At 72.0% G+C, this 15,286-nt stretch carries 12 protein-coding genes; 3 read left to right on the forward strand and 9 right to left on the reverse strand.

Annotation, left to right across the window (positions count from 1 at the left end):
* The first annotated feature begins 123 nt into the window (after window positions 1–123).
* Both ACFQ11_RS13360 and ACFQ11_RS13365 read left to right on the forward strand, forming a co-directional pair.
* Window positions 124–1,380: an ABC transporter substrate-binding protein gene (locus ACFQ11_RS13360; RefSeq protein ID WP_378298603.1), complete on the forward strand. Its 1,257-nt coding sequence runs from the start codon at window positions 124–126 to the stop codon at window positions 1,378–1,380.
* A 129-nt stretch (window positions 1,381–1,509) separates the two neighbouring features.
* Window positions 1,510–3,252, forward strand: coding sequence for a glycoside hydrolase family 3 protein (locus ACFQ11_RS13365; protein ID WP_378298604.1), 1,743 nt, complete (start codon window positions 1,510–1,512; stop codon window positions 3,250–3,252).
* Window positions 3,253–3,322: 70 nt separating this feature from the next.
* Here ACFQ11_RS13365 and ACFQ11_RS13370 read toward each other — a convergent pair whose 3' ends face one another.
* The 4 genes from ACFQ11_RS13370 to ACFQ11_RS13385 form a co-directional block, all read right to left on the reverse strand.
* Window positions 3,323–4,363 (reverse strand): family 2 encapsulin nanocompartment cargo protein polyprenyl transferase, encoded by a 1,041-nt coding sequence (locus ACFQ11_RS13370; RefSeq protein WP_378298605.1) that lies wholly within the window; start codon window positions 4,361–4,363, stop codon window positions 3,323–3,325.
* Between the two features lie 168 nt (window positions 4,364–4,531).
* On the reverse strand, window positions 4,532–5,923 hold the full coding sequence (locus tag ACFQ11_RS13375) for a family 2B encapsulin nanocompartment shell protein (protein ID WP_378298606.1): 1,392 nt from the start codon (window positions 5,921–5,923) through the stop codon (window positions 4,532–4,534).
* A 590-nt stretch (window positions 5,924–6,513) separates the two neighbouring features.
* On the reverse strand, window positions 6,514–7,890 hold the full coding sequence (locus tag ACFQ11_RS13380) for an MFS transporter (protein ID WP_378298607.1): 1,377 nt from the start codon (window positions 7,888–7,890) through the stop codon (window positions 6,514–6,516).
* A gap of 64 nt (window positions 7,891–7,954) precedes the next feature.
* Window positions 7,955–8,503, reverse strand: a complete 549-nt coding sequence (locus ACFQ11_RS13385; RefSeq protein ID WP_378298608.1) for a hypothetical protein — start codon at window positions 8,501–8,503, stop codon at window positions 7,955–7,957.
* A 219-nt stretch (window positions 8,504–8,722) separates the two neighbouring features.
* Here ACFQ11_RS13385 and lpdA point away from each other — a divergent pair, with 219 nt between their 5' ends.
* Window positions 8,723–10,126 (forward strand): dihydrolipoyl dehydrogenase, encoded by a 1,404-nt coding sequence (gene lpdA, locus ACFQ11_RS13390; RefSeq protein WP_378298609.1) that lies wholly within the window; start codon window positions 8,723–8,725, stop codon window positions 10,124–10,126.
* A gap of 37 nt (window positions 10,127–10,163) precedes the next feature.
* On the opposite strand, the gene ACFQ11_RS13395 is transcribed toward lpdA, so the two are convergent.
* The 5 genes from ACFQ11_RS13395 to ACFQ11_RS13415 all read right to left on the reverse strand — a co-directional run bounded on the left by ACFQ11_RS13395 (window position 10,164) and on the right by ACFQ11_RS13415 (window position 15,099).
* Window positions 10,164–11,027, reverse strand: a complete 864-nt coding sequence (locus tag ACFQ11_RS13395) for a phosphorothioated DNA-binding restriction endonuclease (RefSeq protein WP_378298610.1) — start codon at window positions 11,025–11,027, stop codon at window positions 10,164–10,166.
* 83 nt (window positions 11,028–11,110) lie between these two features.
* Window positions 11,111–12,421 (reverse strand): MFS transporter, encoded by a 1,311-nt coding sequence (locus ACFQ11_RS13400; RefSeq protein ID WP_378298611.1) that lies wholly within the window; start codon window positions 12,419–12,421, stop codon window positions 11,111–11,113.
* Window positions 12,418–13,644 (reverse strand): M20 metallopeptidase family protein, encoded by a 1,227-nt coding sequence (locus ACFQ11_RS13405; protein ID WP_378298612.1) that lies wholly within the window; start codon window positions 13,642–13,644, stop codon window positions 12,418–12,420. The genes ACFQ11_RS13400 and ACFQ11_RS13405 overlap by 4 nt, the downstream gene beginning before the upstream one ends.
* 520 nt (window positions 13,645–14,164) lie before the next feature.
* Window positions 14,165–14,608, reverse strand: coding sequence for a hypothetical protein (locus tag ACFQ11_RS13410; RefSeq protein ID WP_378298613.1), 444 nt, complete (start codon window positions 14,606–14,608; stop codon window positions 14,165–14,167).
* A 302-nt stretch (window positions 14,609–14,910) separates the two neighbouring features.
* The gene (locus ACFQ11_RS13415; protein ID WP_378298614.1) at window positions 14,911–15,099 is read right to left on the reverse strand and encodes a DUF397 domain-containing protein; all 189 of its coding nucleotides are present in this window, start codon (window positions 15,097–15,099) and stop codon (window positions 14,911–14,913) included.
* Between the last annotated feature and the right edge of the window lie 187 nt (window positions 15,100–15,286).

Here is a 15,286-nt window from a genome sequence, read left to right on the forward strand (position 1 = left end):
TCGGTTGTGCGGGATCTTCGGAGGGAGCGTCAGGAGAGCCTAGGACGCGGCGGCCCGCGTGTCGAGATCATCACGGTAGGTGTGTACGGACGGCCGGAAATACCTCTACGATCTTCCGGCGTGATGCCCGAAACCCCCCGTGAGCCCGTTTCGCACCGTCCGGACGTCCGTCCGGCCCGCGCCCGGCGGCCCCGGACGCGCGCACGGTCGTCCCTCGCCGCGGGGGCGCTGGCGCTCGCCGCGGCGCTGACCGGCGCGTGCGTCGGCGGCGACGACGCGGCCCTGACCCCGGCGGCGCCGCCGGACCTGCCGATGCGGCAGGACATCGGCGAGGGCGAGGGCCGCCTGGACCTGATCGTCTGGGCCGGGTACGCCGAGGACGGCTCGCACGACCCGAAGGCCGACTGGGTGACGCCGTTCGAGAAGCGGACGGGCTGCCGGGTCAACGCGAAGATCGCGGACACGTCCGACATGATGGTCGCGCTGATGGAGACGGGCCGCTACGACGGCGTGTCGGCGTCCGGGGACGCGAGCCTGCGGCTCGTGTACGGGGGGCTCGTCGCGCCCGTCAACACCCGGCTGCTCAGCAACTACGACGACATCGCGCCGTACCTGAAGGAGCAGCCGTACAACTCCGTCGACGGCCAGATGTACGGCGTCCCGCACGGTTACGGCGCCAACATGCTGATGTACCGGACGGACAAGATGCCGCGGCCGCCCGCGTCGTGGAGCGTCGTGTGGGAGGAGGACTCGCCCGCCGCCGGGCACGTCGTCGCCTACGACTCCCCCATCTACATCGCGGACGCGGCGCTCTACCTGAAGGCGCACCGGCCCGAGCTCGGCATCGAGGACGTGTACGCGCTCGACGAGGAGCAGTTCGCCGCGGCCATCGACCTGCTCAAGCGGCAGCGGCCGCTGGTCAACCAGTACTGGCACAACTACCTGGACGAACTCCAGTCGTTCGAGGTCGGCGCGAACTACGCGGGGACGGCGTGGCAGGTCACGGCGAACCTCGCGAAGGCGCGGAAGGTCCCGGTCGCGACGACGCTTCCGAGCGAGGGCGCCACCGGCTGGTCGGACACGTGGATGATCTCCTCGAAGGCCGAGCACCCGTCCTGCATGTACCAGTGGATGAACTGGATCACGACGCCGAAGGTGCAGGCGCAGGTCGGGCAGTGGTTCGGCGAGGCGCCCGCGAACCCGAAGGCGTGCCGGTACACCGCGCGGGGCTTCTGCGACACCTACCGCGTCGGCGACCGCGAGTTCTACGACCGCATCGCGTTCTGGCGCACGCCGGTCCGCGACTGCGGCGACGACCGCGGCGACGAGTGCGTCCCGTACGACCGGTGGACGCAGGCATGGACGGAGATCAAGGGCTGACCGTCCCCGCGGGCTCCGGCCGCCGGGCGGCCGGGCCCGCCCCGGCGTGATCTTGGCAACTTTTCCCATTGACGGCACCGCCGCCCATCAACTGGTCTATACCAGACCGGACCAGTTCAGGAGGCGAACATGAAGGTGCTCCCCGCGGTCGTCACCGCGGCCCTCGGGCTCGCGCTCGCCCCGGCCGTGCACACGCCCGCCCACGCGCAGGCCCCGCCGTCCGACCGGGGACGGCAGCGCTGCGACGCCGACGCGACGCTGGCGCGCATGACGGACGCCGAGAAGGTCGGGCAGCTCGTCATGGCGGTGACGCTCGACGGCCCGGACGGGATGCCGAACGAGCAGACGAGGCGGCTGATCCAGGACCGCAAGCTCGGCTCGTTCATCACCTCGGAGCCGCGGACGCCCGAGCTGGCGGCCCGCTACAACAACCGGCTGCAGGAGTGGGCGCGGGACACCCGGCTCGGGCTGCCGCTGCTCGCGTCCGGCGACTTCGAGTTCGGCACGACCCACAACGTCCGCGAGGGCACGACGGCCCTGCCGAACGCGATGGGGCTGGGCGCGGCACGCAAGCCCGCGCTGGCCCGCGAGGCGGCGCTGATCACGGCGGCGGAGGCCCGCGCGATGGGGTTCCACTGGAACTACGCGCCGGTCGCCGACGTCAACACCCGGCCGGAGAACCCGATCATCGGGGTGCGCTCGTTCGGGGAGCGGACCGGGCCGGTGAGCGACCTCGTCGAGACGCAGGTGTCCGCGTACCGGAAGGCGGGGATGATCGCGACGCCGAAGCACTTCCCCGGGCACGGCGACACCGAGACCGACAGCCACACCGGCCTGCCGTCCGTCGGGTACGACCGGGCGACCCTGGAGAGCGTGCACCTGCCGCCGTTCGCCGCCGCCATCGACGCGGGCGTCCCGGCCATCATGACGGCGCACGTGATCGTCGAGGCGATCGATCCCGAGCTGCCCGCGACGCTGTCGCCCAAGGTCCTGACCGGGCTGCTGCGCGAGGAGATGGGCTTCGACGGCCTCATCGTCACCGACGGCATGGCGATGGACGCCATCGACGAGAACTGGGGCACCCGCGACGCCACGGTCATGGCGATCAAGGCGGGCGCGGACGTCATCATGTCGACGGGCGACCACGCGGCGAGCGTCGAGGCCGTCGACGCGCTCGCGGACGCGCTGCGCAGCGGGGAGCTTTCGCAGGCCCGGGTGGACGCGTCGGTGCGGCGCGTCCTCGACCTGAAGTGCGAGTACGACGTCGCCGGGCACCGCTTCGCGAGCCCGGAGGCGGCCGCGGCGGTATCGGGCAACGAGCTGTTCCGGCGGCGCGCGAAGCGGATGGGCGTCGCGGCGACCACGCTCGTGAAGAACGAGCGCGGCGTGCTCCCGTTCGACGCCGGGTCGGGCGAGCGGACGCTCGTCGCGGGCGTCGTCCAGACCGAGCCGTTCGCCCGGGCGCTGGACGGCGCGTCGGCCGGGCCGGTGATGCGCTGGGAGGCGTCGTCGCAGGACCCGTCGGACGCCGAGATCGCGGCGGCCGTCCGGGCCGCGCGGGACGCGGACCGGATCGTCGTGGCGACGTTCTCGTCCGGCACGCTGCCGGACGGGCAGGCGAAGCTGGTGCGGGCGCTGCGGGCGACGGGCAAGCCGGTCGCGGCCGTCGCCATCGGCATCCCGTACGACATCACCGCCTACCCGGACGTGGACGCCTACATCACCACGTACGGGACGACCGCCCGGACGCAGCGCGTCAGCACGGCGATGCACGAGGGCGCGGCCGAGGTCGTGTTCGGGAGGCGGCCCGGCGGCCGCCTCCCGGTCACGATCGGAGACCTCTACCAGTACGGCCACGGCCTCCGGTACTAGCCGGTACTAGGGGGTCGGGCCCTTCGCGGCCCCCACGCGGCCACTGACCGGCGCCCTGGCCGGGCGCCGGTCAGTGGTCGCGGTGGGTGAGCAGGTGGGCGAGGGCCCGCAGCTCGCCCGCCGCGGCGGGGACCGGGTCGGCCGCGGCGAGGTCGGTGAGCGCGGCGGCGCGCAGGGCGTCGGCCTTGCGCGCCGCCCACTCGCGCGCGCCCGCCGCCTCGACGAGCGCGGCGGCGCGGGCCGCGTCCGCGTCGGGGAGCGGCGCCTCCCGCCGGTAGATCTCGGCGAGCTCGTCGCCCGCCGGGGTCCCGGACGCGAGCGCCGCCACCACCGGCAGCGACTGCTTCCGGTTGCGCAGGTCGGAGTGGACGGGCTTGCCCGTGACGTCCGGGTCGCCCCAGATGCCGAGGATGTCGTCGGCGAGCTGGAACGCGAGCCCGACGCGTTCGCCGAACGAGCCGAGCCGTTCGGCGCGCAGGCCGTCCGCTCCGCCGTGCGCGGCGCCGAGCGCGCACGCCGCGCCGAGCAGCGCGCCCGTCTTGCGGCCCGCCATCGCCAGGCACTCGGCGAGCGGCACCGCCGCGGCGCGCCGCTCGAACGCCAGGTCCTCGCTCTGCCCCTCGACCAGTTCGAGGACGGCGCGGCCGAGCGTCCGGACGGACTCCGCCGGGGCCGGGCCGCCCGCGAGGGCCTCGAAGGCGCCGGCCAGCATCGCGTCGCCCGCCAGGATCGCGGTGTTCGAGCCGAACACCGTCCAGGCGGTCGGGCGGTGCCGCCGGGTGGCGTCGCCGTCCATCACGTCGTCGTGCAGCAGCGAGAAGTTGTGCGCGAGCTCGACGGCGACGGCGGCGGGCAGCGCCGCGGCGGCCGTCCCCCCGACCGCCGCCGCGGACAGCAGCGCCAGCGCCGGGCGGACGGCCTTGCCCGCGGCGCCCGCCGCCGGGCGGCCCTCGGCGTCCGTCCAGCCGAAGTGGAATCCGGCGACGGCGCGGGTCGCGGGGGGCATCTCGTCGACCGCGGCGCGCAGCGCCGGATCGAGCAGGGCCCGGCTCCACGCCAGCACCTCCGCGGGCGGGCGCGGCGGCGCGTCGTTCCAGTAAGAGACTGACATGGCGGGCCTTCCCTCAGCGGGCGATCGCGGGGCGCTCGGATGCGGGGCCGGGGGCCGGCCGCGGGTGCGCGCCCCTGTGAGCGCACCCGCGGCCGGGCCCGTGGCCGGACGCGCGGCGGCGCGTCCGGCGGTGCGTCTCCCCGGCCGGGAGGGTGCTCGGGACGGGCGTCACGCACCCGCACCGTGGGCGATCTCGACGGACTCCAGCATCGCGAGCGCGTCCGGCACCAGGACGGCCGCCGAGTAGTAGGCGCTGACGAGGTACTTGATGAGCGCCTTCTCGTCGATGCCCATGAACCGGACCGACAGCCCCGGCTGGTACTCGTCCGGCAGGCCGGTCTGGTGCAGCCCGACGACGCCCTGGGCGGCCTCGCCGGTGCGCATCAGCAGGATCGAGCTGGTGCGGCGGGCGCTCACCGGGATCTTGTCGCACGGGAAGATGGGGACGCCGCGCCAGGCGGGGACCCGCTGGCCGAGGACGTCGACGTGGTCGGGGTAGACGCCGCGGGAGCTGCACTCGCGGCCGAACGCGGAGATCGCCTTCGGGTGCGCGAGGAAGAACGCCGGCTCCTTCCACACGAGCGCGAGCAGTTCGTCCATGTCGTCCGGGGTCGGCGGGCCACTGCGGGTGTGGATGCGCTGCGACAGGGCGGAGTTGTGCAGCAGCCCGAAGTCCTTGTTGTTGACCATCTCGTTCTCCTGGCGCTCCCGCAGCGCCTCGATGGTCAGCCGGAGCTGCTGTTCCACCTGGTCCATCGGGTGGTTGTACAGGTCGGCGACGCGGGTGTGGACGCGCAGGACCGTCTGCGCGACGCTCAACTCGTACTCGCGCGGCGAGGCCTCGTAGTCGACGAACGTGCCGGGCAGCGTCGGCTCGCCGGCGTGACCGGACGACAGGTCGATCGCCGCCTCGCCGTGCTGGTTGCTCGGACGCTCCGGTGCGTTGCGGTACTCCTCCAGGTGCGCCTGGAGCGTGGGCGACTGCCCGAGCGTCTCCTGGAAGTCGCCGACGCTCATGGTGAGCAGCGTGCAGGACGTCACGGCCTTCACGGTGCTGTCCCACTCGGGCGCCTCCTCCTCCCCGAGGAGGGCCTGGTCGCCGAAGAAGTCGCCGTCGGCGAGCGTCCCGTGCACCGCCTCGGTGCCGTACTCGCCGGCGGTGATCCGGCTGAGCTTGCCGTGCGCGACGAGGACGACCTTGTCGACGGGCCGGCCCTCCTCGACGATGACCTCGCCGGGCTCGTACTCGTGCTGGACGAACCGCCCGGCGAGGGCGTCGAGGGCCAGGTCGTCGTCGTAGCCGCGCAGCGGCGGCAGCTCGCACAGTTCGCGGGGGATGACGCGGACGTCGGCGCCCGTCGTCACGAAGGTGACCCGGCCGTCGCCGAGCGTGTAGGTGAGCCGGCGGTTGACGCGGTAGGCGCCGCCCTTCGCCTCCACCCAGGGCAGCAGCCGCAGCAGCCACCGGGAGGTGATGCCCTGCATCTGGGGGACGGTCTTGGTCGTGGTCGCCAGGTTCCGTGCCGCGGAGGTACCGAGGCTCAACTGGTGTTCCGTCACGTGCACACCACCGATTCGTCGCCGTTCGCTTCGGGAATGGTCGATCGGGCACGGAAAGGAAAGGCCGGTGTTCGACCTGTTCTTTCTCGCCGCGCCGTCCGGTCGGCCAACCGTGACGCTACCGACCGTAATCACTTGGGCGCAACGTGCGATCACCTTCACCGTTGCTTTACCTCGGGGTCACAGGACTCGCACCCTTCCGTGATGGCGCGCCCGCGGACGATCGTCCGGACGTCCGGCGCGCGGGGCGACGGCCGCCGCTTTTACCCTCGGGTGAGGTTTCATCGCAGGTCAGGACGGTGCAAAGTGATACAAATCACCGGTTTCGGCGGCCCGGGCACGGATACATCCGCCGCATATTGGTGTTCTGCCTGAGGCGCGACGGGTCCCGGCAGGCGGGGCCCGGTCGGACCCGAGAGGAGGCCCCCAGTGATCGTGTGGACCGCACTCGCGATCGAGACCGTCGCCGGACTGGTGATCGCAGGAACGCTGGCGGGCTGGGCCCGCCGGTATTTCGCCCGCTGACCGCGACGACCGCCCCGAGGGAATCGAAATAATCGATCACCCCGGGGTAAATCAGCAGAAATTCGTCATTTCGCCCCGGAGCCCGCGAGTTCCGGGGCGTCCTCGTTCCCGACCCGGTCGATCGGCACCCGCGCCGTCTCCGGGATCTTGAGGATCGGCACGAACGCCACCAGCGCCGCGAGCATCAGGTAGAAGGCGGGCACGTAGTTCGAGCCCGTCACGCTGATCATCGAGCCGACCACGACCGCGGTCGTCCCGCCGAACAGCGACGTCGAGATGTTGTAGCCGATCGCGAACGCCCCGTACCGCACGTTCGTCGGGAAGATCGCCGGGAACGTCGAGCCGATCACCGCGAGCATGAGCACCAGCAGCCCGCCGATGATCGCGTACCCGGCCAGGACGCCCAGCGTGTCGTTCGTCTGCATCAGCGCGAACGCCGGCCAGGCCAGCAGGAAGAAGCCGATCGCCGCGGCGATCAGCAGCGGCTTGCGGCCGATCCGGTCCGACAGGGCGCCCAGCGGCACGATGAACAGGATCATCACCGCCTCCACCCCGATCGTGACGAGCTGCGACGACGTGTCGTCGTAGTCGAGGTAGTCGATGAGGTAGGACGGCATGAACGTCAGCATCGTGTAGTCCGCGATGTTCAGCAGGAACACGATGCCGATCAGCAGGAGGATCCGCCGCTTGTAGTGGACCAGCGTCTCCTTCAGCGGCGAGGCGGCCTTCTTGCCCGCCTCCTCCATCTTCTGGAACGTCGGCGTGTCCTCGATGCGGGTCCGGACGTAGAGCCCCACGAGGCCGAGCGGCAGCGCGATGAGGAACGGGATCCGCCAGCCCCAGTCGCGCATCGCGTCGTCGCCGAGCAGGACCGTCATCAGCAGCACCAGGCCGGCGCCGAGGATGTAGCCGATCAGCGTGCCGAGCTCGAGGAAGCTGCCGTAGAACCCGCGCTTGTTCGTCGGCGCGTACTCGGCGATCATCGTGGCCGCGCCGCCGTACTCGCCGCCCGTCGAGAAGCCCTGGATCAGCCGTACCGCCAGCAGCACCAGCGGCGCGGCGATGCCGATGACCGCGTAGCTGGGCAGGATCCCGATCACGAACGTCGCGCCCGACATCAGGATGATCGTGGTGGCCAGCACCCGCTTGCGGCCCAGCCTGTCGCCCATCGGCCCGAAGAACAGCCCGCCGAACGGCCGGGCGAGGAAGGCCGCCGCGATCAGCGCGAACGAGCGCAGGGTCGCGCTGCCGGCCGAATCCTCGGGAAAGAAGACGTCCCCGATGATCGCGGTCATCACCCCGGCGCTGAACACGCCGAAGTCGAACCATTCGATGCAGTTCCCCATCGCGGAGGCGATCACGGCCTTGCGCACCGCCGCCTCGTCGACCTCCGCCTCACCGCCCGCCGGTTCCGCGGGGGCCGCCCCCGACTCAGAGCTCATCGGCACCTCCCGGCCAGGGAGCCTGCCCGAAGATCGACAAAGCTAACGCGGGGGTGCGAAGCGGTCACCCTCTGCGCGGATCCCCCGCGTCCTCGAGGTCGGCGGTGTCCCCGGCGGGGTCGCCGCCCGCCGCGCCGACGTCGTCGGCCGCGTCGTCGGCGGCGTCGTCGTCCGCGTCGTCGTCGCCCAGGCCGAGCAGCTCGTCGGTCAGCTCGGGCAGGTTCATCGTCCGCTGCGGGTCGTCGGACACGTCCAGCAGGTCGTCCTCCGGGATCGGGACGATCGCCTGCGTCTCCTGCGCCTCCCGGGTGATCACCCCGCTGGCCAGGACGTTGTACCGGTGCCGCAGCGCCCCGTTCTCGCGCAGCAGGTCGTCCACCTCCCGGCGGACCCGCGCCACCCGCCGCGCCATCCGGGCGTGCATCATGTAGCCGCCCGCGGACGCGCCGAGGACGAATCCCGCGATCGGCAGGCCCACCGCGGGCGGGACCAGCGCCGTCACCAGGGCCACGAGGACGATCACCAGCACGACCAGCACGAACACGACCGCGAGCGCCCGCGAGTGCTGCTCCATCCAGTCCAGGACGGCGTTGACGCGCTTGGGGATCCGCACTCGTCTTCTCCTCCGGGTTCCGGGTGGGACGGACATCTGCCGACAACGATCGGGCGACCTCGCCCTGTTCCACCGTCCGTGAGGACAACAGTACGTGACCGCACGGGCCCCTCGGCGTCGTCTCCCCGCACCCGCCCCGCACGTCCCCCGCCCGCCGCCGCGCCTCTCCCGTACGACCAGGATGCGAGCACCGCCCGCGGCGGAATATCGTCACTGAACATGAGCGAACACTTTGATGTCGTGGTCCTGGGCGCGGGCCCGGGTGGATATGTCGCCGCGATCCGGTCGGCACAGCTCGGGCTGAAGACGGCGATCATCGAGGAGAAGTACTGGGGCGGGGTCTGCCTCAACGTCGGCTGCATCCCCTCGAAGGCGCTGCTGCGCAACGCCGAGCTCGCCCACATCTTCACCCAGGAGCAGAAGACCTACGGGATCAACGTCGAGGGGCGGGTGTCCTTCGACTACGGCGTCGCGTTCCAGCGGAGCCGCCAGGTCTCGGACAAGCTCGTCAAGGGCGTCCAGTTCCTGATGAAGAAGAACAAGATCGCCTCCTACGAGGGCCGGGGCGCCTTCACCGACTCCAACACCCTGCAGGTGGCGAAGGCCGACGGTTCGTCCGACACCGTCACCTTCGACAACTGCATCATCGCCGCGGGCGCGCACACCAAGCTGCTGCCCGGGACGTCCCTGTCCGAGCGGGTCGTCACCTACGAGGAGCAGATCCTCAGCTCGGAGCTGCCCGAGAGCATCGTCATCGCGGGCGCGGGGGCCATCGGCGTCGAGTTCGCCTACGTCCTGCACAACTACGGCGTCAAGGTCACGATCGTCGAGTTCCTCGACCGCATGGTGCCGAACGAGGACGCCGACGTCTCCAAGGAGCTCGCCAAGCGGTACCGCAAGCTCGGCATCGACGTCCTGACCTCCACCCGCGTCGACTCCATCGACGACTCCGGGCCCAAGGTCAAGGTCACCGTCACCGGCAAGGCCGGGGAGCAGCAGGTCATCGAGACCGACAAGGTCCTGCAGGCCATCGGCTTCCAGCCGAACGTGGACGGCTACGGCCTCGACAAGGCGGGCGTGCAGCTCACCGAGCGCGGCGCGATCGACGTCGACGGCCGCTGCCGCACGTCCGTCCCGCACATCTACGCCATCGGCGACGTCACCGCCAAGCTGATGCTCGCGCACGCCGCCGAGGCCATGGGCATCGTCGCCGCCGAGACCATCGCGGACGCCGAGACGATGGAGCTCGACTACGTGATGATCCCGCGCGCCACGTACTGCCAGCCGCAGATCGCCTCGTTCGGCTGGACGGAGGCGCAGGCGAAGGAGCAGGGCTTCGACGTCAAGGTCGCCAAGTTCCCCTACAGCGCCAACGGCAAGGCGCTCGGGATGGGCGAGGGCGACGGCTTCGTCAAGGTCATCAGCGACGCCAAGTACGGCGAGATCCTCGGCGCCCACCTGATCGGCCCCGAGGTCACCGAGCTGCTGCCGGAGCTCACCCTCGCCCAGCAGTGGGACCTCACCGTCCACGAGGTGGCCCGCAACGTCCACGCCCACCCGACGCTGGGCGAGGCCGTCAAGGAGGCCGTGCACGGCCTCGCCGGCCACATGATCAACCTCTGAGCGCGGGGGCGTGCCCGCCCCGCCGGGCACGCCCCGCTCAGGCGGCGCGCGGCGCGCCGCGGAACACCTCCCGGCCGTGCCAGGCCACCCGCTCGGCGGCCACGGCCGGGAACGCCCGCTGCGGCGGCCCGACCGGACGGCCCGCGAGCCCGATGACCTGCGTCCGCGCGGCCTCCCCGCGCCCCACGAACATCGTCGACACGGTGATCCGGCGGTCCGCCGTCATCCCGAGCACCCCCTTGTCGAACAGCTTGTGGTGCAGGACGCACAGGCAGATGCCGTTCGCGACCTCGTCGGGCCCGTCGAACGCCCACCACTGGACGTGCGCGGCGTCGAGCCCGACGGCCGTCCCCTCCAGGGCACCGTCGAACCCGCAGAACGCGCACCGGTACTCGTAGGCGATCAGTACCTCGCGCCGGAACTCCCGGTCGCGCCGGCGGATCCCGTCGGGGCCGTCCACGGCGAGCCCCACCGCCGCGCACAGCTCCTCGTGCAGCGACGGCTCGAAGTTCGCGTCCAGGATCGCGCGGCCGAGCCGTGCCGCGAGACCCGGATCGTCCCGCAGGTCGCGCGCCAGGTCGTCCGCGAACCGCCCGGCGGCGCCCGACCGCCGCAGCGGCCCCACGTTCGGCCCGGGGCTCCCGCCGCCGTCGGGCGTCCGCACGTCCCAGAAGCCGTCGCTCGTCAGGTGGTGGAACGGGTAGGCGGGGCTGCTGCCCTTCTGCCAGAACTCGTCCAGCAGGTGCCGCAGCCGGTCTTCCGCGTCGCGGTAGACGATCGGCTCGTCCCCGTGGTTCTGGAAGTGGCCGAGCGCGTACAGCAGCAGCAACGGTTTGTGCGGCGCCCGCTTGTCGCCCCGCTTCCACTGGTTGACCGTCGTGATCCGCTCCACCCAGTCCACGCCGGAACCTTACTGTCGCGGCCTCGGGACGTCCGGCGGCGTGGCGATTCGCCGGTACGTCCTTCGCGCCCGCCCCCGGGGCCTCAGCCCGCGGCGGCCGGGACGTCCCGGGGGTCCGCGCCGATGAAGTCGCGGGCGTACGGGCGGTAGAGGGCGGCCGAGGCGATGCCGTTCGCGGCGGTGAGCAGGACCGTGGTGGCCAGGAGCCCGTACTGCAGCCCGAACCGGTCCCCGAGGTGCCCCGTGAGCAGCGCGTACCCGCCGATGGCGACGGACTCGACCACGTACACGGAGACCGCGAACGCGACGGCGCGCAGGTGCGGCGGCACCACGGCCATCACCAGCGGCCGGTGCACGACGGGAACCTGCCCCTGGCACAGCCCGACGGCCGCGAACAGCCCGATGTACGGCGCGATGCCGTCCACCGCGATGAACAGCGTCGCGCAGGCGACGGCGGCGAAGGCGAGCTGGCTCGCCTGGAGCATCACCACCCGGCCGCTGCGCGGCAGGACCCGCTGGAGCCGGTCCAGGAGCCGCCCGCCGAGCAGGGTGCCCACGATGTAGCCGAGCGCGAACGGCAGCGCGATGACCGAGGCCGTCGCGGTCGAGAACCCGCGCTCGTCCACCAGGAACACGATGCCGAACGACATCATCACGTTCTGGCCGGAGAAGAGGCGCTGCACCAGCATGTAGCGGAAGGTGCGGATGCGCAGCAGTTCGCGCAGGTCCTGCCCCGCCTTCCGCGCGTCGAACCCGGTGCCCCGCGGCGCGCTCTCGACGGGCCGCCGGGGATCGTCCAGGAGGGTCAGGATCAGCACCCCGACCAGGAGGCAGATCGTGCCGGAGATGACGTACCCGTAGCGCCAGCCTTCGTCGAAGTGCGACAGCATCCCGAACAGCGGCGCGCTGCTCCCGGTGATGATCGCCACCCCGGCGTACAGGATCCCGGTGGCGCGGCCACGGTGGTGATCGTCGTACACGTCGCCGAGGATCTCGAGCGCGATGGCCCCCGATCCGGCGAAACCGGCGGCGCCGATGCCGTAGAGCACGAGGAATACGGCGAAGTTCGGCGACAGCCCCGCCGCGATGATCCACAGGCCCCAGAATCCCGAGCAGACCGCCAGGACCGTCCGCCGCGGGAACCGGCGCGCGAGCATCGCCCAGGGGACGCTGGTGACCGCGCCCGCGACCTTGGTGACCGCGGTGATCAGGCCCAGCGCCGCCCCCGACAGCCCGAAGGCGTCCCGCATCAGCGGGAACATGACCGTGGTGAGGCTCGCCTCGGTGTTGTCCATCGACGTCGACGCGGTGAGCAGCCCGAGGTTCTTGCCGCGCGACAGCCGTCCGCCGCGCCCCGCCGCCGCGGGCGCGGCCGTCTTCACGGGGGCGCTCACCGCGCGTCCCCGGCGAGCGTCCGGGCGGCCAGCAGCGCGAGCGCCGCGGCCTGATCGCCGAGGACGCCGTCGTCGAACACCGCGCGGGGGGAATGGTTCGGCGCGGGCGGGCCGTCGAGGCCGGGCGGACTCGCCAGCAGCATCAGCATGGTCCCCGGCACGTCCCGGGTGACGTACGAGAAGTCCTCGGCGCCCATCGTCGGATTCGGCGCCTCGACGACCCGGGCGTCCCCGAAGGACGCGCGGAGCACGTCCACCGCACGGGCGGTCGTGGCCCGGTCGTTGACGACGCTCGGGTACCCGGTGACGATCTCCGTGGTCGCCGTCGCGCCGTGCGCCCCGGCGATCCCGGCGACGAACCCGGGCAGTTCCGCCTCGACCCTGGCCAGGGCCTCGGGGGACATCGTCCGGATCGTCCCGCTGAGGCGCGCGGAATCCGGGATGACGTTCGCGGCGCCCGTCCCGGCGGCCAGGTTGGTCACCGACAGCACCACGGGGTCGAAGACGTCGAACCGGCGGGTCACGAAACTCTGCAGGCCCAGCACGATCTCCGCCAGCACCGGCACCGGGTCGACGCCCTCGTGCGGCCGGGACCCGTGCCCGCCCCGCCCCGACACCTCGACCTCGAACGTGGTCGAACTCGCGGTGACGGTGCCCGGCCGGGTCACGAACGTGCCGCGCGGACCGGGCCCGACGTGCACGGCGTACGCCGCGACCGGACGTTGCCCAGCCGCGTCGAGCACCCCCTCGTCCAGCATCAGCGGCGCGCCGCCGAACCCCTCCTCACCCGGCTGGAACATGAACACGACGTCGCCGGCGAGTTCGTCCCGGTGCTCGTGGAGGAGGCGCGCGGCGCCCACCAGGCCCGCGACGTGCATGTCGTGCCCGCACGCGTGCATCGCGCCGTTCGCCGACCGGAACGGCACGTCGGCGTCCTCCCGCAGGGGCAGGGCGTCCATGTCCGCGCGCAGCAGCACGGCCGGACCGGGACGGCCGCCCCGCAGCACCGCGACCACCGAGGTCAGCGCCGTCCCGGTGCGCACCTCGAGGCCGAGCGGCGCGAGCGCGTCCAGCACCCTCCGCTGCGTCTCCGGCAGGTGCAGCCCCACCTCCGGTTCGGCGTGGATCGCCCGCCGGAGGGCCACCAACTCGGGCAACAACGCCGTCCCCCGCGCGACGAACCGTTCGCCCAGCGCGACCCCACCGTTCGCAGCGATCTCCAAGATCCGACCTCCATAACTGAACACCCTGTATGTTTTCGCTCAGGGTGTACGCGAGCGTAAGAGGTCACACCAGGCCCGTCAACGGTTGACTATGGGTTGACTTTGAGCTATACGCCGACACGGGCCCACATCATCCGGCCGCCGAGCAGACTACAAGTACGTTAACGAACAGCTCGTCCAGTACTCCGCTCCGCGTCTGTCGGAAGGCGTCGGCAGGGCGCCCGTCCATGGGACGAACCGCGGCTGAACGAGCAGGACGTCGAATGGCTCGACGTGGGAAGCCGCTCCGGCCTGCACACGGTACGGCGTCTCGCCTTTCACCTGGCCGCCCGCGGAACCCTTCCGGCGCCCCTCGAGAGAAACGACCGCGTGGTCACATCCTCTGCCGAACCGGCCCTTCGCTCACCGGCCGGCCGGAACCGCACGAGGCTCACCGGCTTCCCGGTGGGACGCGCTCGCCCTGTAGAGGTCCGGCTCCAGATCGATGCGAAGCCGGTCGCCGGTTACCTGACGTCCGCCGTCATGCCGAGTCCGCGCCGTTGCGGAGCATCTCCAGGACGGCGGCCTCCCAGGCGGGATCGCGGAGGAGGGGCGGCCCCTGCGTGAGCGGGCGAAGCGCGGCACGGGCGGCCGCGTGCGGCTCGGGCCACAGCGCGGCGTTCAGCGCTTCCGCGAACCAGCCCGGCATGTAGGCGGCATTCCGCTCGTCGTCGTTCACCTTGGAGTGCGCGAAGTCGTTGAGTGACCGCCCTGCCTGGCATGATCGCTCCAGCCAGGAGCGGACGTGCACGCCGAGGCCGGAAGTCGGGGACACGGTGACGTGCTCCCCCCGCTCGGCCGCGGCGACCGCCTCGGCGAGGCCCGGGGTGCCGTCGAGATCCAGGACGGCCGCCAGCCGCATCGCCTCGCGCGCGGCGACCGCGCGCTGCACATGCGCCGGGGCGGCTTCAAGGGCCGCGCGCATGGCCGGGGCCCCCGGGGCCGTGGCCGAGAGAGGGCGGAGCCGGGCTGAACCAGGGTTCGATCACGGCGGACGGGACTTCACCGGCGAACGCCTCCCGGCGCGGGACGACGCCGGTGATCAGATCCGCAAGGAGAAGGGCCGGGCCGTAGCCCCTCGACACGTACTCGTCGTCCTCGACGTCCGGGTCAAGGCCCGCGTCTCACCGTCCGCGACCCATTCGACGTCATCACGCGTCACTTCCGACATCGTCCCTCGCCGCCTCGGGGTCGTATCAACCGGCGACGTCACCACGGCCCCGTGGTTCAGCGGTCGAACTCGCCCCGGCGAATGCGATCGAGCAGGCCGCCGAACGCTTCACGCGCGAACCCCAGGCGCGGCCCGTCCGGATCCTTGGAGTCGCGGACGGCGATGGCCCCGCCCATGTCGGCCACCTCGACGCAAACCTCGTCGTTGGCGCTGCCCGTGTAGGAACTCTTCCTCCACACGCTCACAGGTACATCCCCATCGTCTGCTCGATCAGCTCCCGGGAACCATCCCGAGATAGGGCAAATGCCCCAATTTGATCGAACTTTATCCCGAACGCGGCGACCTCGTCACCGGCCTCGACCAGACGTCCACCGATTTGGGCTCCAGCGTAGGCGACCTCTCGACCATGAGCCTTGAGGAGTGGAAAGGCCC

Source organism: Actinomadura sediminis, assembly GCF_042675525.1.
In the GTDB taxonomy this organism is placed as follows: Bacteria; Actinomycetota; Actinomycetes; order Streptosporangiales; family Streptosporangiaceae; genus Spirillospora; species Spirillospora sediminis.

Excerpts from the sequence above, each read along its gene's own strand:
- ACFQ11_RS13360 (WP_378298603.1), top strand. The coding sequence starts at position 124 with ATGCCCGAAACCCCCCGTGAGCCCGTTTCGCACCGTCCGGACGTCCGT.
- ACFQ11_RS13365 (WP_378298604.1), top strand. The coding sequence starts at position 1,510 with ATGAAGGTGCTCCCCGCGGTCGTCACCGCGGCCCTCGGGCTCGCGCTC.
- ACFQ11_RS13370 (WP_378298605.1), bottom strand. The coding sequence starts at position 4,363 with ATGTCAGTCTCTTACTGGAACGACGCGCCGCCGCGCCCGCCCGCGGAG.
- ACFQ11_RS13380 (WP_378298607.1), bottom strand. The coding sequence starts at position 7,890 with ATGAGCTCTGAGTCGGGGGCGGCCCCCGCGGAACCGGCGGGCGGTGAG.
- lpdA (WP_378298609.1), top strand. The coding sequence starts at position 8,723 with ATGAGCGAACACTTTGATGTCGTGGTCCTGGGCGCGGGCCCGGGTGGA.
- ACFQ11_RS13410 (WP_378298613.1), bottom strand. The coding sequence starts at position 14,608 with ATGCGCGCGGCCCTTGAAGCCGCCCCGGCGCATGTGCAGCGCGCGGTC.